Origin of the sequence: Paenibacillus sp. IHBB 3054 (assembly GCF_051594305.1) — a bacterium.
In the GTDB taxonomy this organism is placed as follows: domain Bacteria; phylum Bacillota; class Bacilli; order Paenibacillales; family Paenibacillaceae; genus Paenibacillus_AQ.
The window spans coordinates 149,282-170,605 of sequence record NZ_JBOFBG010000003.1 but is presented as its reverse complement, the minus strand read 5'-3'; the positions used below and the strand labels follow the sequence as shown (position 1 = coordinate 170,605).

General features: G+C 51.4%; 16 protein-coding genes. All 16 read left to right on the top strand.

All coding sequences use genetic code 11. The features are described 5' to 3' along the window. Positions 1 to 61: 61 nt before the first annotated feature. The 16 genes from bshC to ftsA all read left to right on the top strand — a co-directional run bounded on the left by bshC (position 62) and on the right by ftsA (position 21,308). Positions 62 to 1,693 carry a bacillithiol biosynthesis cysteine-adding enzyme BshC gene (gene bshC / locus ACQ76X_RS06225; RefSeq protein WP_438492321.1) on the top strand — a complete coding sequence of 544 codons (1,632 nt, stop codon included), beginning with the start codon at positions 62 to 64 and terminating at the stop codon, positions 1,691 to 1,693. Between the two features lie 201 nt (positions 1,694 to 1,894). Next, positions 1,895 to 3,166, top strand: coding sequence for an adenosylhomocysteinase (locus tag ACQ76X_RS06220; RefSeq protein ID WP_076109040.1), 1,272 nt, complete (start codon positions 1,895 to 1,897; stop codon positions 3,164 to 3,166). Positions 3,167 to 3,403: 237 nt separating this feature from the next. Continuing rightward, complete coding sequence (gene mraZ, locus ACQ76X_RS06215) at positions 3,404 to 3,841, top strand: division/cell wall cluster transcriptional repressor MraZ (RefSeq protein WP_038595376.1); 438 nt, start codon at positions 3,404 to 3,406, stop codon at positions 3,839 to 3,841. A 43-nt stretch (positions 3,842 to 3,884) separates the two neighbouring features. Next, on the top strand, positions 3,885 to 4,838 hold the full coding sequence (gene rsmH, locus ACQ76X_RS06210) for a 16S rRNA (cytosine(1402)-N(4))-methyltransferase RsmH (RefSeq protein ID WP_438492318.1): 954 nt from the start codon (positions 3,885 to 3,887) through the stop codon (positions 4,836 to 4,838). 25 nt (positions 4,839 to 4,863) lie between these two features. Then, on the top strand, positions 4,864 to 5,259 hold the full coding sequence (locus ACQ76X_RS06205) for a hypothetical protein (RefSeq protein WP_438492316.1): 396 nt from the start codon (positions 4,864 to 4,866) through the stop codon (positions 5,257 to 5,259). 43 nt (positions 5,260 to 5,302) lie between these two features. After that, a complete protein-coding gene (locus ACQ76X_RS06200; protein ID WP_438492314.1) occupies positions 5,303 to 7,528 on the top strand; it encodes a penicillin-binding transpeptidase domain-containing protein in 2,226 nt (741 codons plus the stop codon). Between the two features lie 176 nt (positions 7,529 to 7,704). Then, a complete protein-coding gene (locus ACQ76X_RS06195; protein ID WP_438492312.1) occupies positions 7,705 to 9,630 on the top strand; it encodes a stage V sporulation protein D in 1,926 nt (641 codons plus the stop codon). Positions 9,631 to 9,661: 31 nt separating this feature from the next. Continuing rightward, positions 9,662 to 11,149, top strand: coding sequence for a UDP-N-acetylmuramoyl-L-alanyl-D-glutamate--2,6-diaminopimelate ligase (locus ACQ76X_RS06190; protein WP_038595369.1), 1,488 nt, complete (start codon positions 9,662 to 9,664; stop codon positions 11,147 to 11,149). Continuing rightward, on the top strand, positions 11,146 to 12,552 hold the full coding sequence (locus ACQ76X_RS06185) for a UDP-N-acetylmuramoyl-tripeptide--D-alanyl-D-alanine ligase (RefSeq protein WP_438492309.1): 1,407 nt from the start codon (positions 11,146 to 11,148) through the stop codon (positions 12,550 to 12,552). Before ACQ76X_RS06190 ends, ACQ76X_RS06185 begins: the two co-directional genes overlap by 4 nt. 21 nt (positions 12,553 to 12,573) lie before the next feature. Further along, positions 12,574 to 13,539, top strand: a complete 966-nt coding sequence (gene mraY, locus ACQ76X_RS06180) for a phospho-N-acetylmuramoyl-pentapeptide-transferase (protein ID WP_438492307.1) — start codon at positions 12,574 to 12,576, stop codon at positions 13,537 to 13,539. Between the two features lie 3 nt (positions 13,540 to 13,542). After that, the gene (gene murD / locus ACQ76X_RS06175) at positions 13,543 to 14,964 is read left to right on the top strand and encodes a UDP-N-acetylmuramoyl-L-alanine--D-glutamate ligase (protein WP_438492305.1); all 1,422 of its coding nucleotides are present in this window, start codon (positions 13,543 to 13,545) and stop codon (positions 14,962 to 14,964) included. A 49-nt stretch (positions 14,965 to 15,013) separates the two neighbouring features. After that, positions 15,014 to 16,111: a stage V sporulation protein E gene (gene spoVE / locus ACQ76X_RS06170; protein ID WP_438492303.1), complete on the top strand. Its 1,098-nt coding sequence runs from the start codon at positions 15,014 to 15,016 to the stop codon at positions 16,109 to 16,111. A 5-nt stretch (positions 16,112 to 16,116) separates the two neighbouring features. Continuing rightward, positions 16,117 to 17,232 carry an undecaprenyldiphospho-muramoylpentapeptide beta-N-acetylglucosaminyltransferase gene (gene murG, locus ACQ76X_RS06165; protein ID WP_438492301.1) on the top strand — a complete coding sequence of 372 codons (1,116 nt, stop codon included), beginning with the start codon at positions 16,117 to 16,119 and terminating at the stop codon, positions 17,230 to 17,232. A gap of 359 nt (positions 17,233 to 17,591) precedes the next feature. Continuing rightward, the gene (gene murA, locus ACQ76X_RS06160; protein ID WP_038595361.1) at positions 17,592 to 18,875 is read left to right on the top strand and encodes a UDP-N-acetylglucosamine 1-carboxyvinyltransferase; all 1,284 of its coding nucleotides are present in this window, start codon (positions 17,592 to 17,594) and stop codon (positions 18,873 to 18,875) included. 64 nt (positions 18,876 to 18,939) lie between these two features. Beyond that, positions 18,940 to 19,701 (top strand): cell division protein FtsQ/DivIB, encoded by a 762-nt coding sequence (locus ACQ76X_RS06155; RefSeq protein WP_438492300.1) that lies wholly within the window; start codon positions 18,940 to 18,942, stop codon positions 19,699 to 19,701. Positions 19,702 to 20,045: 344 nt separating this feature from the next. Next, positions 20,046 to 21,308 (top strand): cell division protein FtsA, encoded by a 1,263-nt coding sequence (ftsA, locus tag ACQ76X_RS06150; protein ID WP_438492298.1) that lies wholly within the window; start codon positions 20,046 to 20,048, stop codon positions 21,306 to 21,308. The last annotated feature ends 16 nt before the right edge of the window (positions 21,309 to 21,324 follow it).

Sequence of the window (21,324 nt, the reverse complement as noted above, 5' to 3'; positions counted from 1 at the left end):
AAAGAGTTTACGAATTTGTGATTACATATAGCAGGCATAGCTGAACAGGAGGCATTTGTACATGGAAGTAGTACCGGAACCGATCCCGGGCGGATCTGCGCTCGCACGCGACTATATAGACCGTTATGAAACGGTAGAGCATTTGTACGGCGGGGATTTCAGAAATGAAGACAGCCGAGAGAAACGGGCGGCGTGGCTGGATGCAAATGAACATCAGCGTGCCGACCGTACTAAGATTGCTTCAGCTTTACGGCTCTATAACGAACAGCATAATCCCCATTCTGCGGTAATGAATGCTCTGGCGCTGCTGGAACAGCCAGGGACGCTGGTGGTGACCGGGGGGCAGCAAAGCGGCCTGTTTACAGGTCCGCTGTTTGTCGTATATAAGGTGATCACCACCATCCAGGCGGCAAAAGAAGCTGCAGCCCAGCTTGGACGGCCGGTTGTGCCGCTCTTTTGGGTTGCTGGTGAAGATCATGACTGGGACGAGGTTAATCATACATTTGTCTTAAACCGCACCGGGGAGATCACCAGAATCAAGCTGGACAAAGCTGAAGGCCCCCGTTCTTCTGTCAGTGATATTAAGGTGGAAGAATCCGGATGGGAGCAGGTCATTGCCGAACTGGATGGCCTGCTTCAGGAAAGTGAATTCAAACCGCAAATCATGGAGTTTATCCGTGAATCATCACGAATGGCGGGCAGCATGAGCGATGCTTTTGCCAAGCTGATCGGTTCGCTATTCGGCAAATTCGGCCTGATTCTGCTGGATTCTGCCGATCCGGAGCTGCGCAAGCTGGAGAAGCCGTTTTTTGCCAAACTGATTGAACGCAATGATGAGCTGGAAGCAGCCTACAAACAATCGGCAATGGGTATAGTTGACGGAGGATATGAACTGCAGGCAGATGTAACTCCCGGCAATGCAAATCTTTTCTATATACATGAAGGTACGCGGCTGCTGCTGCATAAGGCAGATGGGCGATATACTGACCGCAAGGGTGTCATCACCTTCTCGCCGGAGGAAATGCTGGCAGTGCTTGAAGACCATCCTGAACGGTTCAGCAACAATGTGCTGACACGTCCGCTTATGCAGGATTATGTCCTGCCGGTTCTGGGCACGGTATTAGGACAAGGGGAACTGGCCTATTGGGCCATTCCACGCAATGCCTTCGAAGTTGTCGGCGGACAGATGCCGCTGATCCTTCCGCGCATGTCTTTTACAGTCATAGAAGGAACACTGCATAAGCATATGAATAAATACAGCCTCTCCTTCGAGGATGTTAGACAAGGGCTTGAACAGAAACGGAAAGAATGGATCACCGCCCAGGATGAACTCGAGCTTGGCCGCAGGTTCGAGGAAACGAAGGAAGCCTTCTCCGCCATGTATGAGCCGCTGATCGAACAGCTCGGAACGATTCAGGCCGGTCTGCTTAAATTAGGCAATAACAATAAAGAGAAGATCCTGGATCAGATTGCATTTTTACAGGGAAAAGCCCAGGATGCCATGGAGAAGCAAAATGAAGCTGCGCTCCGCCAATGGGAGCGGATTGAGCTGTCACTCATGCCGCTGGGAAAGCCGCAGGAAAGAGTATACAATATGATGTATTACTTGAACCGCTACGGCCCGGCTTGGCTGGATGAACTGATGACCATACCCGCCGACTTCAGCGGAACGCACCGTATTATTTATATGTAGGGAAAAAGAAGTAAGCTTACGAAGCAAGTTTTGTTCGAAGCTATATAAGTTGAACTAAAGAACTAGCTAGAGGCTAAAGCAGCGGTCGGAAGTCCAAACATTCACCGCAGTTGCGTTCTAATGCCTGATCAGTAAATCTAAAGTTCAACTTATATAGTTCAAGGAAGTCTATGTTTACAAAACTTTTAGGAGGTTTCATAAATGAGTTCAATGTCGAAAGAAAATAGTATTGTCGCGGACATGTCGCTCGCGCATGAAGGGCATCTGAAAATCGACTGGGTCCGCCAGCATATGCCGGTGCTGAACCGCATCCGCGAGCAGTTCGAAGCTGAGCAGCCTTTCAAAGGGCTGAAGGTGTCGATTACGCTGCATCTGGAAGCAAAGACGGCTTATCTTGCGAAGGTAGTCAAGGCGGGCGGTGCTGAAGTTACAATAACCGGATCAAATCCGCTGTCGACCCAGGACGATGTTTGCGCGGCGCTTGTCGAAGACGGCATTACAGTGTTCGCCAAATATAATCCCTCACCGGAGGAGTTTAAGGCACTGAATATCAAGGCTTTGGAGAGTAAGCCGGATCTGATCATCGATGACGGAGGAGATTTTGCGACCCTGCTGCATTCGGAACGTCCCGACCTGATGGAGAATATCCGCGGCGGTGCTGAGGAAACTACTACAGGGATCATTCGGCTGAAGGCACTGCAGAAGCAGGGCATCCTGAAGTTCCCGATGGTTGCCGTCAATGATGCGTATTGCAAATATTTGTTTGATAACCGTTATGGTACGGGCCAGTCGGCATGGGACGGGATCGTCCGTACAACCAACCTGATTGTAGCAGGCAAAACCGTGGTTGTAGTCGGTTACGGCTGGTGCGGCAAAGGGGTAGCCATGAGGGCTAAAGGCTTGGGAGCTAACGTAATCGTCACTGAAGTGGATGCAATCAAGGCAGTGGAAGCGCATATGGATGGATTCCATGTGATGCCGATGCTGGAAGCGGCCAAACGCGGTGATTTCTTCGTTACGGTTACCGGCAACCGGTATGTCATCCGCGGCGAGCATTACGATGTTATGAAGGACGGCGCAATTATGTGCAATGCCGGACATTTTGATGTGGAAGTGAATAAACCGGAACTTGCGGAACGATCGGTATCCCAGCGTACCGTGCGTAAAAATATCGAGGAATACCAGTTGAAGGACGGACGCAAGCTGTATCTGCTGGCTGAAGGCCGGCTGGTCAATCTGGGTGCGGCCGATGGGCATCCGGCGGAAATAATGGATACGACTTTCGCTTTGCAGGCGTTGTCGCTTAAATATGTGAATGATAATTACAAGAGCATCGGTGTCAAAGTGGAGAATGTTCCTTATGATCTGGATGAGCAGGTGGCACGCTACAAGCTCGAAAGTCTGGGAATTGCTATCGATAGCCTGACTCCAGCGCAGGTGGAATATCTGGACAGCTGGAATTTGAACGACTAAGCGGTATTTTATCCTTATCGATAGGCCCGTTGCCATGTATATGGTGCGGGCTTCTTTTTTTGATCCGGATGGGTGAATGCATAGAGTCAGGTGCCTGTGGAGGGGATGACTTGACAAACAAGAAAAAATTACCTTGCTGCGGAAAAAGGTTTTTGATTTTTAATGGCGAATCTATTATGCTTAGGTGGTGTAAAGTGGGGTAAAGTGGGGAATCGGTAGCAAAGGGTGGGTAAAACTATGTTTATGGGGGAATTCCAGCATAGCATTGACGACAAGGGCCGCATCATTATTCCGGCCAAGTTCCGTGAATTGCTCGGAACCTCTTTCGTAGCGACCCGAGGCCTCGACTCCTGCCTGTTTGTTTATCCCATGGAAGAATGGGGAATCATGGAGCAAAAGCTCAAAAGCCTTTCACTGATGAAATCGGATGCCCGTGCCTTCAGCCGCTTTTTTTTCTCAGGAGCGACAGAATGTGTATGGGACAAGCAAGGCAGGGTGAATCTGCCGGGGAATTTGCGGCAATATGCCAAGCTGGACAAGGACTGTGTTATTCTGGGCGTTTCGAACCGGGTGGAGATCTGGAACAAGGAGCTATGGGAGCAGTACTTCGAACAGTCAGAGGAATCGTTCAACGAGATTGCCGAAAAATTGGTGGATTTCAATTTTGATCTATAACATACACAAACACAATTCGAATACTGCCCTGGAGGGATGCAGCTTGTTTCACCACATCACGGTGCTTAAGGAAGAAGCGACAGAAGGGCTGCACATCAAGAAGGATGGGATTTACGTTGACTGTACGCTCGGAGGAGCCGGACACAGTTCTCTTATCGCATCCAAGCTTAGCGGCGAAGGCCGGCTGATCTGTCTGGATCAGGATGAGTGGGCTTTGAACAATGCGAGGGAGAAGATGGCTGAATACGGGGAGAAGGTTGTTCTGGTTAAGACTAACTTTCGCGATCTTGAGCAGGTGCTGAAGGAGCTTCCTTTTGTGCCGCAAAAAGATGGTGTTCCCCAAGTCGACGGAATCCTGTTTGATCTTGGCGTATCCTCACCCCAGTTCGATGAAGGGGAACGGGGGTTCAGCTATAATCACGATGCTCCGCTTGATATGCGGATGGACCAGTCCGCAGAGCTGACAGCAGCCGAAATCGTTAATACATGGAGCGAGCAGGAAATCGCCCGCGTGCTTTTCCAATACGGAGAAGAGAAGTTCTCGCGGCGGATCGCCCGCAAAATTGTGGAGCGAAGAGAGGGAAGGCCGGTAGAAAGTACAGGCGAATTGGCTGAGCTGATTAAGGAAGGCATCCCTGCAGCTGCGCGCAGGACGGGTGGACATCCCGCCAAACGCAGTTTTCAGGGTCTGAGAATCGCCGTGAACGACGAGCTTGGCGCTTTCGAGGAAGGACTTCATGGAGCAGTGCGCTGCCTGGCACCCGGAGGAAGGGTATCTGTAATTACCTTCCATTCCCTGGAGGACCGGATTTGCAAGCAAATCTTCAGCAGCTATTTAAGCAGATGCACTTGCCCGCCTGACTTTCCTTTTTGCGTATGCGGCGCTGAAGGCACTCTCAAGTTAATTAACCGCAAGCCACTCGTTCCTTCCGAGGAAGAGCTGGAGCTTAACCCGCGCGCCCGTTCAGCGAAACTGCGTATTGCAGAGAAATTGTAAAAAAGACGATAAAGGAGAGTCAGAGATGGCCTATACCCGCGGCAATTTAGCAGTCAAGCCCAAGAGAAAAGAAGAGGTAAACCCGCTTTACCGCGAGAAGACAAAAGTTGTCACTAGGCGGATGGTGCTTCCACTGCAGGAGAAGCTGATGTATATGCTGACACTGGGAGCATTTGTGCTGGTGGCTGTCGCCCTGATTTGGCGTTACGTCCACATTTATGATTTGAACTTGCAGGCTCAGAAGCTGGACAGCGAAATTGCAAACAACAAAAAGCAGATTGCCACATATCAGATGGAGAAGCAGAATTTAGAGCAGTTGGTAATCGAGAAGGCAAAAAAGCTGGGATACGTGCAGCCGCCTGAGGATACCACTATTTATGTGCCGGTGGGTAGTACTTCAACTGACGGAGATAACCAATAGCGATTGGCAGAAGTCGCAATAATAGAGTTTGTGAGGTTTCCTTATGGTAAAAAGAATAAAACTTCGCACGCTGTTTATAGGAGGGTGTATTACCCTCTTTTTTCTTGTTTTAGTCGCCCGGGTCTTCTGGATACAGGTTCTGCAAAGCGAGTCCTGGCAGGAAAAGGCGGCCGATCAGTGGGCCCATAAATCGGTTATTAAAGCGGTGCGGGGAACGATTGAAGACCGCAACGGCATTGTTCTGGCTAGTGATGTCCCGGCATATACCGTTGTGGTGGACCCCGCGGTCATTGCTGAACTGAAAATCGGGGAAGAAGTTATTCAGGGTCTGCATGACCTGCTGAACAAGCCGGTGGATCAGTTGAAGGTACTGGTTGAGGCCAAGGATGATAAAGGCAATTTTCTCAAGAATCGTGAGGTTCGCACCGAAGGCTGGAAAATCGACCAGGAAATGAAGGACAAGGTGGACGCTTTTATCGAAAAGCTCCGCAAGGAGCATGATATTCTCGAAACCGGCGTCGGCACGGTCAGGGAGCAGAGACGTTATTATCCCAAGAAAACACTTGCCGCGCATATTTTGGGTTATACCGACAGAGACGGCATTGCCATAGCGGGGCTGGAGAAATATTTCGATAAGCAGCTTAAAGGCGTCGACGGCAAGCTGTATTACCAGAGTGACGGCAAAGGGTTCAAGCTGCCTGACTCACAGGATACTTTCCAGCCTGTCGTGAACGGCAGTGATTTCAAGCTGACCATCGACAGCACAATTCAGTATTACATCGAAGAAGCGATGAAAAAAGCTTATGAGCTGTACAAACCAAAGTCCATAAGTGTGATTGCCGCCGACCCGAACACGATGGAGATTCTGGGCATGGCCAATTTGCCTACCTTCAATCCCAATGAATTCTGGAATTCGGAAACAAAACCGGGGGACTTCTATAACCACGCCATCATGTCGAGATTTGAGCCGGGGTCGACGTTCAAGATTGTAACGCTGGCCGGTGCGGTGGAGGAAAACCTCTTTGATCCGGATGCCTATTTTAAGTCCGGCCAAATCAAACTCAAGGGTTTGCGCAAGCCTATTCCTGATATCAACAGAGTAGGATGGGGTGAAATCACTTACCTTGAAGGGGTTAAACGTTCCAGCAACGTAGCTTTTGTCAAGCTTGGCTATGAAATGCTTGGTAAGGAAAGGCTGCTGCAATATATCACTGATTTTGGTTTCAAAGATAAAACAGGCATCGACCTTCCGGGAGAAATCATCGGGCTTGTTAACCCCGACCCGAACAATGTGTCGGAAAATGCTACACTTTCTTACGGTCACGGGAAATTGCTCGTTACTCCGATCCAACAGCTTACGGCGGTGGCAGCCATTGCGAACGGCGGCAAGCTGATGGTACCGCATGTCGTCAAGGAAATTACCGATCCGAATACCGGGAAGACAACGGTCACCCAGCCTAAGGTTGTACGTCAGGTTATCTCGAAGGAAAGCGCACGCGAGACCGGAAGCTATCTGGAGCAGGTTGTTGCGGATTTGCAGCATGGGACCGGGAGACACGCCTACATTGAGGGCTACCGTGTGGCGGGCAAGACCGGGACGGCGATCAAGCCTGACGGCAAAGGTGGTTATGACCGGGACAAGGTGCGCTCTTCCTTTCTCGGATACGCACCGGTCAATGATCCGAAGATCGCGGTCTATGTCATTATTGACGAGCCTGCCGACGCTGCCGGCGGCGGTATCGCGGCGGGCCCGGTGTTCCAGGAGATCGTATCCCAGGCTCTGCCCTATATGGGCGTGCCCAAAATGGGTGACACGAGCGATACCGACAGCGGCAAGAAAACGGTCAAGGCGCAAGCCACTGTACAGCGCAAGGCACCTGATCTGACGGGCAAAACCGTGAAGGCAGCCAGGGAGCTGCTTATCAATGGGGGATATGATTTTGAAACTGTGGGTCAAGGAGCTACTGTGGTCAGCCAGTACCCAGAGAAAGGAACTGTGCTTGCAACAGGACAGCGCATTTACCTGTTAACTCAGCAGGGTGAGAAACAGACCGTTCCGGATTTGCGCGGGCAATCCCTGCGGGATGCGCTGGAAATTCTCAATCTTCTGAAGGTCGGCATTGCTGTGGATGGCGAAGGGTATGTCTCCGAGCAAACGCAAGGCATCAAAAATGGCAAGCCTCTGGTTACTCTGAAGCTCAATCCGATCAATGAATACGGTGAGGATATCCCGGTTACGGTGCCGTCAGAGGATGCGGCGAAAGAGTAGGCCGGGGATCTCGGGCTATTAAAGAAGTGAACCAAAGCCGTTCTGGCAGTGGTAAAACCGTGTTAGCCCCATTAGCTTAAGAGCGGCAATCGTACAGGCTGTTCTAAGCCCTGTTTGTCCCGAATAGTCATGAGATAAGAGATCATGTCTATACGAGCGAAAGCGGGGAGAACGGAATGAAGGTTTCGAAAGTCGTAACTCGGCAGAGAATGCTGTGGACGCTGCTGGGATTGGCCGTATTGTTCGGCTCTCTGGCCGTGCGTCTTGCCTATGTGCAGTTGTCCAAAGGCGAAGAACTCAGCGCCAAGGCGGAAAATTTGCTGCGCCGTGACATACCTTTTACTGCAAAACGCGGTGAAATATTGGACCGTGAAGGGACGTCACTGGCCTATAATGTCAGCTCGCCTACGATTTATGCGGTTCCTGTGCAGGTGAAGGATAAGCAAGGAACAGCAAAACAGCTGGCTCCACTACTCGGCATGACTGAGGTGAAGCTAGTGACGCTGCTGTCTAAAGGGAAGTCTTCGGTGAAGCTACAGCCCGGCGGCCGCAAAATTACGATGGAGCTTGCCGCGAGCATCCGTGATTTGCAGCTGCCGGGCATCGTTGTCGCTGAGGACAACAAACGTTATTATCCTTACGGGGATTTGGCGGCCCATATTCTTGGATTCACGGGAATCGATAATCAGGGCATCACCGGCGTTGAGAATATTTACGATAAACTGCTGCGGGGAATTGACGGGAAAATATCTTATTTGTCTGATGCAGGCGGCCGGTTAATGCCTGGCTCCTCTGAGAAGTATTTCGAACCCCAGGAGGGACTGAGTCTGCAGTTGACCATTGATAAGCAGATCCAGTCCATTATGGAACGGGAGCTGGATCAGGCAATGGTGAAATATCAGGCTCAGGGCAGCTGGGCTATTGCTATGAATCCGAAAAATGGCGAGATTCTGGCAATGGCGAGCCGGCCGGGTTATGAGCCGGGCGCTTACAAGGAATACGATGCGGCAGTCTATAACCGTAATCTGCCAATATGGATGACATATGAACCGGGTTCGACATTCAAGATTATTACCCTGGCTGCGGCGCTGCAGGAGGGTAAGGTGGATTTGCAGCATGAGCATTTTTTTGACCCCGGTTTTATTGAGGTCGGAGGGGCGAAGCTGCGCTGCTGGAAAAAAGGCGGCCATGGCAGCCAAACCTTTCTCGAAGTGGTGGAGAATTCCTGCAATCCGGGTTTTGTCGTGATGGGCCAGCGTCTTGGCAAAGATACCTTGTTCAAATATATCCGTGATTTCGGCTTTGGCACGAAGACGGGGATCGATTTGAACGGGGAGGCAAGCGGTATCCTGTTCAAGCCTTCGCAGGTGGGGCCGGTAGAACTCGCTACAACAGCTTTTGGCCAAGGGGTGTCGGTTACGCCGATTCAGCAGATTGCGGCAGTGTCTGCGGCAATAAACGGCGGTAAGCTGTACACGCCTCATGTTGCTAAGGCATGGATTAATCCGGATACCGGTGAGACGGTATCGGAAGTGAAGCCGCAAGAAGTGCGGCAGGTTATTTCAGAGGAAACCTCGAAGAAGGTGCGGGCTGCCCTTGAGAGCGTAGTTGCCAAAGGCACCGGCCGGCCGGCATTTATTGACGGCTACCGTGTGGGGGGCAAGACAGGGACGGCACAGAAAGTAATTAATGGCCGATATTCTCCTACAGAGCATATCGTATCTTTTGTAGGATTTGCGCCTGCGGATGACCCGCAGATTGTTGTGTACACTGCGGTGGATAATCCACAGGGCATACAGTTTGGGGGCGTGGTGGCGGCTCCGATCGTACAGAACATTCTTGAGGACTCCCTGCGTTATTTGAAGGTGCCGGAGCGTAAAGACCAGCTTCCCAAAACCTATAAGTACGGGGAGACTCCGATTGTGACGGTTCCCGATCTGACAGGCGCCACAGTTCAGGATATTTATGAAGATCTCAACATGAATTTTACGCTCGTGCGTTCAGGCTCAGGCAATACCGTAGTCAATCAGGCCCCCAAAGCGGGAGCTAGAGTCGAACAAGGCTCGACAATCAGGATTTATATGGGGTCTTCCGGTGAATGATAAGAATGACAAAGCAGAGTGAGGGATTGCTATGAACATTAATGAATTATCTTCTTGTCTTGCAGCTTCGCGCCTATACGGCGATGGTGAAACAGAGATTTCCGATCTTCAGACGGATTCCCGCCAAGTGAAACCGGGTGATTTATTTATTTGTTTGCCGGGACATACTGTGGATGGGCATAAATTTGCCCCGCAGGCTGCCGCGAGTGGAGCCGCTGCCATCGTCTGCGAGCGGAGGCTGGATATTGATCTGCCCCAGCTCGTAGTGGACGACAGCAGGTTTGCTATGTCCGTGCTGGCAAATGTCTTCTTCGGATCGCCTAGCAGCCGCATGAGAATGATAGGGATAACTGGCACCAACGGCAAAACTACTACCACTTATCTGATTGAACGGATCATGCAGGACCATGGTGTAAAAACGGGACTGATCGGAACCATTCAAATGCGATATGACGGACAAAGTTATCCGATGTCAGGCACCACGCAGGAGTCGCTTGAACTGCAGCGTACGCTTCAAGATATGGTGCTTAAAGGTGTACATTGCTGCGTTATGGAGGTCTCCTCCCATGCGCTGCAGCAGGGACGCGTGAAGGGGACAGATTACCGCACAGCGATATTTACGAATTTAACCCAGGATCATCTCGATTATCATCATACAATGGAAGAGTATCGCGCCGTTAAAGGCCTGTTCTTCTCCCGTCTCGGCAACGCTATTTCTCCATGGAAAGAAGAGCGCAAATATGCCGTACTTAACGCGGACGATGAGGCGAGCGCCTATTTTTCTGCCCAGACTGCAGCGGAAGTGATTACATACGGCATCGACAGCAAGGCAAATGTCCGAGCCTCACAAATTTCGATCACATCCAAAGGAACATTTTTCCATGTGGATACGTTTAAGGGAGAGGCAGACATTTCTCTGCGCATGGTCGGCAAGTTTAACGTATATAATGCACTTGCCGCTATCACTGCCGCTCTTCTAGAAGATGTGCCGCTTCAAGAGATCAAAGCCAGCTTAGAGTCTGTGCCAGGTGTGGACGGACGGGTGGAGTCGGTGGATGAGGGGCAGGACTTTGCGGTTATCGTTGACTATGCCCATACACCGGATGGCCTTGAAAATGTGTTGAAGGCAGTCAGCGAATTTGCAACCGGCAAAGTGCTTACCGTCTTTGGCTGCGGCGGGGACAGAGATACCACCAAACGGCCGTTGATGGGGAAAATCGCAGCCAAATACAGCGACAGCGTATTTGTGACCTCTGACAACCCCCGGACCGAAGATCCGCTGCTGATTCTGCGGGATATTGAAGCGGGACTGAAAGAGGATGGGGTAGCGCAGGAACGTTATGAAATGGTTCCCGACCGGCGGGAAGCGATCAGAAAAGCTATTGAAATGGCAAGCCCCGGCGATGTAGTATTGATTGCGGGGAAAGGTCATGAGACCTACCAGTTGATCGGCGGAGTGGTTCATGATTTCGATGACCGCATTGTCGCCAAAGAAGTGATAAGGGGCCGAAGCTATTGATTACAAGAACGCTGCGAAATATCGCTGACATGTGCGGGGGAGAAGTGTTTTCCGCTGAAGATATGAATGTAAAGATTGCCGGAGTGGTTACCGATTCCCGCAAAATTACATCTGACTGTCTGTTCGTTCCGCTAGCCGGAGACAACTTTGACGGACATCATTATGGTGCTGCAGCTTTGGCTGCGGGAGCGGCTGCAACGCTATGGCAGAAGGATAAGGGGACTGCGCCTGAAGGCGGCGGGGTTATTCTGGTAGAAGACACGCTGTCTGCACTGCAGAAGCTGGCTGCTGCTTATTTGAGCGAAATTGCTCCGCAGGTTGTTGCGGTTACAGGCAGCAACGGCAAAACGACTACCAAGGATATGATTACAGCCTTGCTTGAAGGACAATTTAAGGTTCATAAAACTCAAGGCAATTTCAATAACCATATCGGACTGCCGCTTACGGTCCTTTCTATGCGCGAGGATGTGGAGATCGCCGTGTTGGAGATGGGGATGAGCTCAAGGGGCGAAATCGCCCTGCTCGCTTCGCTCGCTGCGCCTGATGTGGCCGTCATCACGAATGTAGGCGAATCTCATTTGCTGCAGCTCGGCTCCCGCAAGGAGATTGCCCGGGCCAAGCTGGAGATTGCCGAAGGGCTGAAGCCGGGAGGTCTGCTGATCTATAATGGGGATGAGCCGCTACTAGCTGAGGTTATGGCCGAGGCCTCCTTCCATGCGCCGGAGGGAATGCATACCTTGCGTTTCGGCATCTCTACGGATAACGATGATTATCCGACCGGAATGATGACGCATAGCGGAGGTATGACCTTTACCAGTTCACTCCATAAGGAGCGTGCCTATACGCTCCCGCTGCCGGGCAGGCATAATGTAGTCAACGCATTGGCCGCGCTTGCGGTTGCACGTCATTTCGGCGTAACTGATGACCAAGTAGAGGATGGGCTGAAGAGGCTTAAGCTGACCGGCATGCGGATTGAAGTGATGCTGACCTCTTCGGGACTTACCTTGCTGAATGATGCTTATAACGCCAGTCCTACCTCGATGAAAGCAGCGATTGATGTGCTGCAGTCTATGAAATGCACTGGCAGCCGAATCGCTGTGCTGGGGGACATGCTGGAACTTGGGCCGGATGAAGTGCGGTTCCACCAGGAGATCGGGACTTATCTCGATCCAGAGGAAACGGATCTGGTCTTTGCTTATGGACCACTCTCCGCTCACATTGCTGAGACGGCAAGGGACAAATTCGGAGCAGAACGCGTGTTTTCTTTTACGGACAAAGCGGAGCTGACTTCCGTCTTGATCGGGAAATGCAGTCCTGACGATGTTGTGCTGTTCAAGGCTTCCAGAGGAATGCGCTTGGAAGAAGTACTGCACAGCCTAAACAAACATTTTGAGCAAACTTAACATATTGGAGGGGGTGTACCCATGGATTATCAACTGCTGCTGCTGACGATTGCTGTGTCCTTTATCCTTGCGGTCATTGCCGCTCCGCTGATCATTCCGCTGCTGAGACGGATGAAATTCGGACAGCAGGTTCGTGATGACGGACCGCAAACTCATTTGAAAAAAGCTGGAACGCCTACCATGGGCGGTATCATTATTATGGTGGCCTTCACTTTATCTTTTCTGAAATTTTCCGTGGTGAATTCGGACTTTTATGTCCTTTTGGTAGCAACGCTCGGTTACGGGCTGATTGGTTTCCTTGATGATTATATTAAAATTGCTTTCAAGCGTTCGCTGGGACTTACAGCCCGCCAAAAGCTGGCAGGTCAACTGCTGATCGGGGTGGTGTTATGCGTTCTGTTGATTAACGCCGGCCATAATACAGGTATCAGCGTACCGGGAACCTCCATCAGCTTTGATTGGGGCGCATGGTTCTACTATCCATTTATTATCCTCATGATGATGGCGGTCACGAATGCAGTAAACTTTACTGACGGAGTAGACGGATTGCTGTCGGGTGTCAGCGCGATCGCGCTTGCCGCCTTTGCCGTAGTGGCCATGCAGGCTACCTCGATTGCTGCCGGTGTCTGCGCAGCAGCGATGATCGGGGCGGTGTTAGGTTTTCTGGTATTTAATGCCCATCCGGCCAAAGTATTTATGGGAGACTTCGGTTCCTTCGGAATTGGCGGTGCGATCGGGGCTATTGCGATTGTGACCAAAACCGAGCTGCTGTTTGTTGTGATTGGCGGAGTTTTTGTGGTTGAGATGTTGTCTGTTATTTTGCAGGTAGCCTCCTTTAAAACGCGCGGCAAGCGCATATTCAGAATGAGCCCGATCCACCATCACTTTGAGCTCGGCGGCTGGTCGGAATGGCGGGTTGTTGTCTCCTTCTGGGCGGTTAGCCTTGTGCTGGCGGCAGTAGGACTATATATCAGCAAGGGGTTGTAAAGAATGAAACATCCGGATATGTACCGAGGGGAAGAGGTGGTCGTCCTGGGGCTGGCTAAAAGCGGCGTCCAGGTGGCCAAAGTGCTGCATGAGCGCGGTGCGGTAGTTACGGTTAACGATAAAAAGGAAAGAGATCAAAGTCCCGAAGCTTCCGAACTGGAAACTTTGGGAATTTCTGTTATATGCGGCGGACATCCGGAAGGACTGATTCATTCAGGTGTCAGCCTGGTGGTCAAAAATCCGGGCATTCCCTACACTGTCCCTCCAGTGCAGCAGGCGCTGCAGCTAGGCATCGAGGTTGTGACCGAGGTGGAGGTGGCTTACCGGCTCTGTGCCGCCCCCATGATCGGTATTACCGGCTCCAACGGCAAGACAACGACTACGACCTGGGTAGGACGCATGCTGGAGGCCTCAGGGATGAAGCCAATTGTTGCCGGCAACATCGGTACGCCGCTCTCTCAGGCCGCTCTGGAGGCGGAGGAGGACAACTGGATGGTTGTCGAACTAAGCAGCTTCCAGCTTAAAGGGACGGAGACCTTCCGTCCCAAGGTGGGTGCTCTGCTGAACGTAGCCGAAACCCATCTGGATTATCATGGCGGCATGGACGATTATGTTGCTTCCAAAGCGAAGCTGTTTGCTAACCAGGGGCCTAGTGACACGGCTGTGCTGAACTGGGATGATCCGGTTTGCCGGGGCCTGGTTCCTTATATCAAAGGCAGTATATTGCCTTTCTCCATGACGGAGGAGCTGGTTCAGGGCATCTTTGTTCGTCCCTCTTTTGTGCCGGATATCGAAGATGACCACAAACGGGTAATCATTTATCGTGATTATTCAGAGAGCGAGACGGAGATTGCTACGGTGGATTCCATTGGCCTGCCGGGGCGGTTCAACGTTGAGAATGCCTTGGCTGCCTGCGGGATCGCTATCGCTGCCGGAGCAGCTCCGGAGGGTCTTGGGGCTGTGCTGGCTTCTTTCCGCGGGGTGGAGCACCGTCTGGAATATGTGGCGGATAAGGCTGGCGCCGCTTACTACAACAATTCCAAAGCAACAAACTCCAAAGCCACCTCCATGGCATTGGCTTCGTTCCGCGAGCCGATTGTATTGATCGCCGGGGGACTCGACCGCGGGTCCGATTATATGGAGCTTCTGCCTGTCCTCAGCGGCAATGTGAAGGGGCTGGTGGTCCTGGGGCAAACAAAGGACAAGCTGGCCAGTGTGGCGCAAATGGCAGGAGTAAAGCACATCATCTCCGTCGATAATGGGGAGAGCGCCGCCGCCGTGCTGCAGCAGGCTGTCCGGGAGGCTTCCGCTCTTGCGGAAGAAGGAGATGTTGTTCTCCTGTCCCCTGCCTGTGCAAGTTGGGATATGTTTACTTCCTATGAGGAGCGCGGGCGTATTTTTAAAGAGGCGGTGCATAACCTTTAAGTAGGGGGGTGGATAAGCCCCTACTACGGATGCAAGAGGTGTGCTCCTGATGAAGAAATCCCGTCATGCGCCTGATATCTGGCTGCTGATTCCGATTCTGGCTCTACTGGCAATCGGCATGGTGATGGTGTACAGCGCCGGGTCCGTTTTGGGCTTCCGCAATTATGGCGATTCGTTTTATTTTGTTAAAAGACAGCTGCTGTTTGCCGGGCTGGGTCTCGGGGCAATGTTTGTTACCGCCAACACGGACTACCTGGTGCTCAAAAAATTTGCGAAGCCTGCTCTGATCATCTGCTTCGTTCTGCTCGTGATGGTGCTCATTCCCGGAATCGGGGTTGTGCGCGGCGGTGCGCGGAGCTGGCTGGGGATCAGCTCCTTCGGAATTCAACCCTCCGAGTTTATGAAGATGGGGATGATTCTTTTTCTGGCAAAATGGCTGGGACAGGATGACTATGATATCTCCGTCTTCACCCGCGGGCTGCTTCCTCCCCTGGCACTGATTGGTTCTGCTTTTGGGCTGATTATGCTGCAGCCGGATCTGGGCACTGGAACTGTAATGTTCGGTGCCGCCCTGATGATGGTGTTTACGGCAGGAGCCCGGATGAAGCATCTGCTGTCACTCGGTGTGGCCGGCATCGCCGGGTTCGCCGGGTTGATTGCTGCCGCGCCATACCGCTTGCAGCGCATTACAGCATTCCTGGATCCCTGGTCCGATCCGCTCGGTGCCGGTTACCAGATTATCCAGTCGCTGTATGCGATTGGACCAGGTGGTCTTGGCGGTCTTGGACTGGGCATGAGCCGGCAAAAGTACAGCTACGTGCCGGAGCCGCAGACTGATTTTATTTTTTCTATATTGGCCGAGGAGCTCGGATTTATCGGGGGGCTGGCGGTATTGCTGCTGTTTCTGATTCTGATCTGGCGCGGGATGAAGGTGGCGATGAGCCTGCCTGACCGTTTCGGCAGTTATCTGGCCGTAGGCATCGTCTGTATGGTGGCTGTCCAGGTCATCATCAACATCGGTGTTGTCATCGGCATGATGCCGGTGACGGGCATTACGCTCCCGCTGATCAGCTATGGAGGCTCGTCGCTGACCCTGATGCTTACATCACTCGGTATTTTACTGAATTTATCCCGTTATGCGAGGTGAGAGACATGCGTATCGTATTAAGCGGCGGGGGTACGGGGGGGCATATTTATCCCGCCGTCGCCGTCGCCAGACAGCTGGAAGAGGAAGACAAGGGCTCTGCCTTTTTGTATATCGGAGGCAAGCGTGGTCTGGAGAGTAAAATCGTTCCCCAGGAGAAAATTCCATTCAAAGCGATTGATATTACGGGCTTCCGCCGGAAGCTCTCCATGGACAATGTAAAAACAGTCATGCGTTTCCTTAAGGGGGTTAAAACCTCCAAAGAAATGCTCAGAGAATTTAAACCGGATGTCGTGATCGGCACTGGAGGCTATGTCTGCGGCCCGGTCGTTTATGCGGCCTCCCGTCTTGGAATTCCGACCTTGATTCATGAGCAGAATGCCATTCCCGGGCTTACGAACCGCTTCCTCAGCCGGTATGCCGACACGGTTGCCGTAAGCTTTGAGGGGACTGAATCGGCTTTTCCGGGAGGCAAAAACGTTATTTATACAGGCAATCCCCGGGCAACAACCGTAACGACTGCCAGCGCTCAAAGAGGTTTCGCATCACTGGGCATTCCTGAAGGCAGTACAGTGGTGCTGGTTGTCGGAGGCAGCGGGGGGGCTAAGGCCATCAATCAGGCGATGATTGAGATGGCCCCGTATGTGGGTAAGGGTAATGGTGTTCATTATGTGTATGTTACCGGCGAGTCCTATTTCGAAGAGACCCGGAAAGCCCTGCGTCAAAAGCTGGGAAGCGAGCCAAGCTGGCTGCATATCCTTCCCTATATTCACAACATGCCCGAGGTTCTGGCTTGTCTTTCTCTGATTGTGAACCGGGCAGGCGCATCTTTTCTTGCAGAAATTACGGCACTGGGTATCCCCTCTGTCCTTATCCCGTCTCCCAACGTGACGAATAATCATCAGGAAGCAAATGCTAGACAATTGGAACGTGAAGGTGCGGCGGTTGTACTGCTGGAGAAGGAGCTGAACGGCCAGACCCTGCTGGCGGCTGTACAGAAGATTATTGGCGCAGAAGATGTGCAGAGAAGCATGTCGGAAGCCTCAAGACGTCTGGGCAAAAGAGATTCCGCCTCGCTGGTCGTGGCCGAGCTGCGCAGGCTCGTGGCCAACCGTAAAGCCTAGGTCTTCTGCAGGTTGTTGGGTAATGTATAACTGAAGACGATGTTGTTTCCCGCTTGCGTGAACAGGCAATTAGGCGGGGAAGCGCGCACTTTTTCTCTAGTTAAGAGGTTATGAGTTTCTTGGTGAACAGCAAAGCAATTCTCCGTGCCGAACCTGTACTTAGTGCGTTAATCTTCTTGTTATCCTCCACTGTCACACACCCGGGGTTATGAACATAGGATAATCCTATAATCGTGACAATCACCCAGGGCACTTCCGGTTTATGAGATGACAAAGCGGGAGGGCCATCCCGCACATTTCATTGCTCCTTGTACGGGAAGTGCTTGTGGTGGGTGAGCGGTAATCTCGGAGGTGATACATTGGACAAATTGGTGATTGAGGGTGGAAACCCCCTGTCAGGCACCATACGTATCCATGGAGCAAAAAATGCGGCGCTGCCGATCCTGGCGGCAAGCCTGCTGGCCGAAGGAGTTCACTCACTGCATAATGTGCCGAAGCTGCTGGACATCGAAACAATGCTGAATATTTTGGAACGGCTGGGCTGCAGGGGCGTGCATGAAGACGAGACGGTGACTATCGACACATCAATGCTAGGCACTTCCCATGTTCCTGAGGATTTAATGCGGCAGATGAGATCGTCTATTTTTCTGATGGGACCGTTATTATCCAGATTTGGAGAGGTGACGATTTATCAGCCGGGAGGCTGTGCGATCGGGGAGCGCAAGATTGATCTTCATCTGCAGGGGTTGAAGCAGCTGGGGGCGGAAATTGAAGAGAGCAATGGACGGATTTCCTGCCGGGCCGCAAGACTTAAGGGAAGCGATATACATCTTGATTATCCTAGTGTCGGAGCCACGGAGAACATTATGATGGCTGCTTCCATGGCAGAAGGAACGACAACGATATCGGGTGCGGCCAGAGAGCCGGAGATTCAGGATCTGCAGAATTTCCTGAATCAGATGGGTGCCCAGATTATCGGTGCCGGTACCGATACCATTACGATTCAAGGTGTAAAGAAGCTGTATCCCTGTACGTACGAGGTTATTCCCGACAGGATTGTCGCCGGAACGGTCATGATTGCCGCTGCCGCTACGCGGGGCAACGTTACATTGACCCATACCAATGCCGGGCATCTAACCTCCCTGATCCATGTGCTGAGGAGGGCTGGTGTTCAAATCACCGTATGCAATGATATAATTAATATCAGTTGCATGGGACGTCCCCGTGCGGTGGAACGAATCGTTACTTCTCCCTACCCTTCCTTTCCCACAGATCTCCAATCTCAGGTAATGGTGCTGCTGTCGCTGGCCGACGGGTTCAGCGTCATCAAAGAGACGGTGTTCGAGGGACGCTTCAAGCATGTGGAGGAGATGGCCAGGATGGGCGCCGATATTTCCATTGATCTGAACCGTGCGTTTATCCGCGGGGTGCAGAGACTGTATGGAGCAACGGTGGAAGCAACCGACCTGCGGGCGGGAGCTGCCCTGGTGATTGCCGGACTCGCCGCTCATGGGACCACGGTCGTTGAGCAGGCGCATCATATTGACCGCGGATATGACGGCATTGAGCAGCTCTTTCAGAAGCTGGGTGCACGCATCAGCCGCAAAGTACCTGTGCCGGGTCCGTTTGATTTGGCCAATTAAAGCTCCCTGTCTCCTTCAGCTTCATGCGTGGGAAGGAGACAGGGCCTTATTACGGAGATATGAGATGCCAAAAACCCGTTTACCTCTTCTTAAAGAGGACAAGCCTACCAAAAAAATGAGCCGAAAGATTACTTTCATTCTGCTGCTGCTGTTTATTGCGCTGCTGGCCGTGATTTTCTTCCGCTCGTCAATGAGCCGGATTACAGAGATTCAATTTCAGGGAAACAAATATTCCACCCGTGAGGAGCTGCTTGAAAAAAGCGGACTTGCCCTCGGAGGACAGTATTTTGCCGTCTCGAATGACGCAGTGGCCGATCGCCTTAAGGAACTCAAGACGGTTCAGGAGGCCAGTGTGGAAAAGAAATTTCCCGGTCTAGTCTCCATCAGTATTAAGGAGTACCCTGCAGTTGCCTATGAATTGGATCAAGATGGGGTACTGGAGGCGATTCTATCCAGCGGCGCTGCTGTTTCCGTGAATGAAACGGGCATTGCGGTGGAGAAGCCGATCTTGACAAGCTGGGGGGAAGATGATCCCCATAAAGCCAAATTGTGCCAGACTCTCGCCAGTATCCCGAATGAACTGACCAGTGACATTTCCGAGATTGTGCCATCACCAACATTATCCTTTCCAGACCGCATCAAGCTATATACCCGTTCGCATTTTGAAGTCATTACGGCAATTTCTTTGCTTAAGGATAAAGTAGAGTATTTAAATCAAGTGATAGAGACAGAGGAGCCCGGACTGATCAAGATGCTTGAAGCGGATTCCTATGTTCCTTTTGCACCTGTAAAAGAGGAGAATGTGAAAGAGGACACGCAAGAGTAAATAGGCCCTACTAATAGTAAGAAAAAAATGCTACAATCGGTTTTACGGGCAATAGGCAACGTCCCTCTTTTTTCTTCGGATTTTTTGAAATGAAGTATCAAATATGGATGACATTTCTTTATTACACTCATATTTCATGTAATAAATGCCTGTTTTCAGGTTTCTAGCAGCAACTGTCTTCATGCGAGATGCTTGTAATATTATCCCACTCAAAAAATTTGTAGAAAAAAGAGGGAAAGGATTAGAGATGTTGAATATGTACAGAGAAGTTTTTCTTCAATGGAAACCAAAAACTAAATCAGCTTTACATTTCATTTTGATAATAACAGGAGGTGCCATAGGGCTTGAGCAACAATGACATCATTGTTAGTTTGGACATCGGTACATCCAAAGTTCGGGCAATTATTGGGGAAGTTACTAATGGAACCTTTAATATTATTGGCGTTGGATCTGCTGATTCGGAAGGAATACGAAAAGGTGCGATTGTAGATATCGACCAGACTGTGCAATCGATCAAGAGTGCTGTAGATCATGCGGAGCAAATGGTCGGTATACAAATATCCGAGGTCTATGTCGGCATTTCCGGCAATCATATCGGGCTTCAATCCAGTCATGGTGTCGTGGCCGTTCAGAATGAGGATCGTGAAATCGGCGAAGATGATATCGATCGTGTAATCAAGGCAGCAGAAGTTATTGCACTGCCTCCTGAACGCGAGGTAATTGATGTTGTCGCCAAGCAATATATCGTCGATGGCCTTGAAGGAATCCAGGATCCCCGCGGGATGATCGGAGTTCGTCTGGAAGTGGAAGCGACGATTATTACCGGGGCCAAAACGCCAATACATAATCTGCTTCGCTGCGTAGAGAAATCAGGACTTAAAGTCAAAGATCTTGTACTGATGTCTCTTGGAGCTGGCGGATTAGCGCTTTCCAAAGATGAGAAATCAATGGGCGCCGTGCTGGTTGACATCGGTGCGGGCTCAACGACGATAGCCGTATATGAAGAAGGTTCCCTTTGTGCCACCTCCACGATCCCGATCGGCGGAGAATTTGTAACCAATGATATCGCATACGGACTCCGTACACTTACTGATCAGGCGGAGAAGGTGAAGCTGAAGTATGGCTGCGCCTGGATTGACGACGCCGCTTCTGACGTGGTGTTCAAGGTGCTCCGGATCGGCAGCAATGTGGAAAAAGAATTTAATCAGGAAGATCTTGCGGCGATCATTGAACCGAGAGTGCAGGAAATCTTCCATTTGATTCGTCAGGAAGTGAAGCGGCTTGGTTACAATGAGCTTCCCGGAGGTTATATACTAACGGGTGGCACTGTATCTATGCCGGGAGTATTAAAAGCAGCCCAGACTGAACTATCAGCCTCTGTGCGCGTTGCGGTGCCGGATTATATCGGAGTCCGCGATCCCGGATTTACCGGAGGGGTAGGCATCCTGCATAACGTTGTCCGCAGATTCCGCGGACGCGGAAACAGCAGCAGCGGGAATAAGAAGACGGTCAACCGGAACAAGCAGAGTACAGCTCCGAATCAGGAAGCCGTTTCGAAGCCGGGTTTGGTGGAACGTCTAAAGAATATGTTCAGCGAGTTCATATAAGTGTAAGTCCAGATAT

Excerpts from the sequence above, each read along its gene's own strand:
- spoVE (WP_438492303.1), top strand. The coding sequence starts at position 15,014 with ATGAAGAAATCCCGTCATGCGCCTGATATCTGGCTGCTGATTCCGATT.
- ACQ76X_RS06220 (WP_076109040.1), top strand. The coding sequence starts at position 1,895 with ATGAGTTCAATGTCGAAAGAAAATAGTATTGTCGCGGACATGTCGCTC.
- mraZ (WP_038595376.1), top strand. The coding sequence starts at position 3,404 with ATGTTTATGGGGGAATTCCAGCATAGCATTGACGACAAGGGCCGCATC.
- mraY (WP_438492307.1), top strand. The coding sequence starts at position 12,574 with ATGGATTATCAACTGCTGCTGCTGACGATTGCTGTGTCCTTTATCCTT.
- murG (WP_438492301.1), top strand. The coding sequence starts at position 16,117 with ATGCGTATCGTATTAAGCGGCGGGGGTACGGGGGGGCATATTTATCCC.
- bshC (WP_438492321.1), top strand. The coding sequence starts at position 62 with ATGGAAGTAGTACCGGAACCGATCCCGGGCGGATCTGCGCTCGCACGC.
- ACQ76X_RS06155 (WP_438492300.1), top strand. The coding sequence starts at position 18,940 with ATGCCAAAAACCCGTTTACCTCTTCTTAAAGAGGACAAGCCTACCAAA.
- ACQ76X_RS06200 (WP_438492314.1), top strand. The coding sequence starts at position 5,303 with ATGGTAAAAAGAATAAAACTTCGCACGCTGTTTATAGGAGGGTGTATT.
- ACQ76X_RS06190 (WP_038595369.1), top strand. The coding sequence starts at position 9,662 with ATGAACATTAATGAATTATCTTCTTGTCTTGCAGCTTCGCGCCTATAC.
- murD (WP_438492305.1), top strand. The coding sequence starts at position 13,543 with ATGAAACATCCGGATATGTACCGAGGGGAAGAGGTGGTCGTCCTGGGG.
- ACQ76X_RS06195 (WP_438492312.1), top strand. The coding sequence starts at position 7,705 with ATGAAGGTTTCGAAAGTCGTAACTCGGCAGAGAATGCTGTGGACGCTG.
- ACQ76X_RS06205 (WP_438492316.1), top strand. The coding sequence starts at position 4,864 with ATGGCCTATACCCGCGGCAATTTAGCAGTCAAGCCCAAGAGAAAAGAA.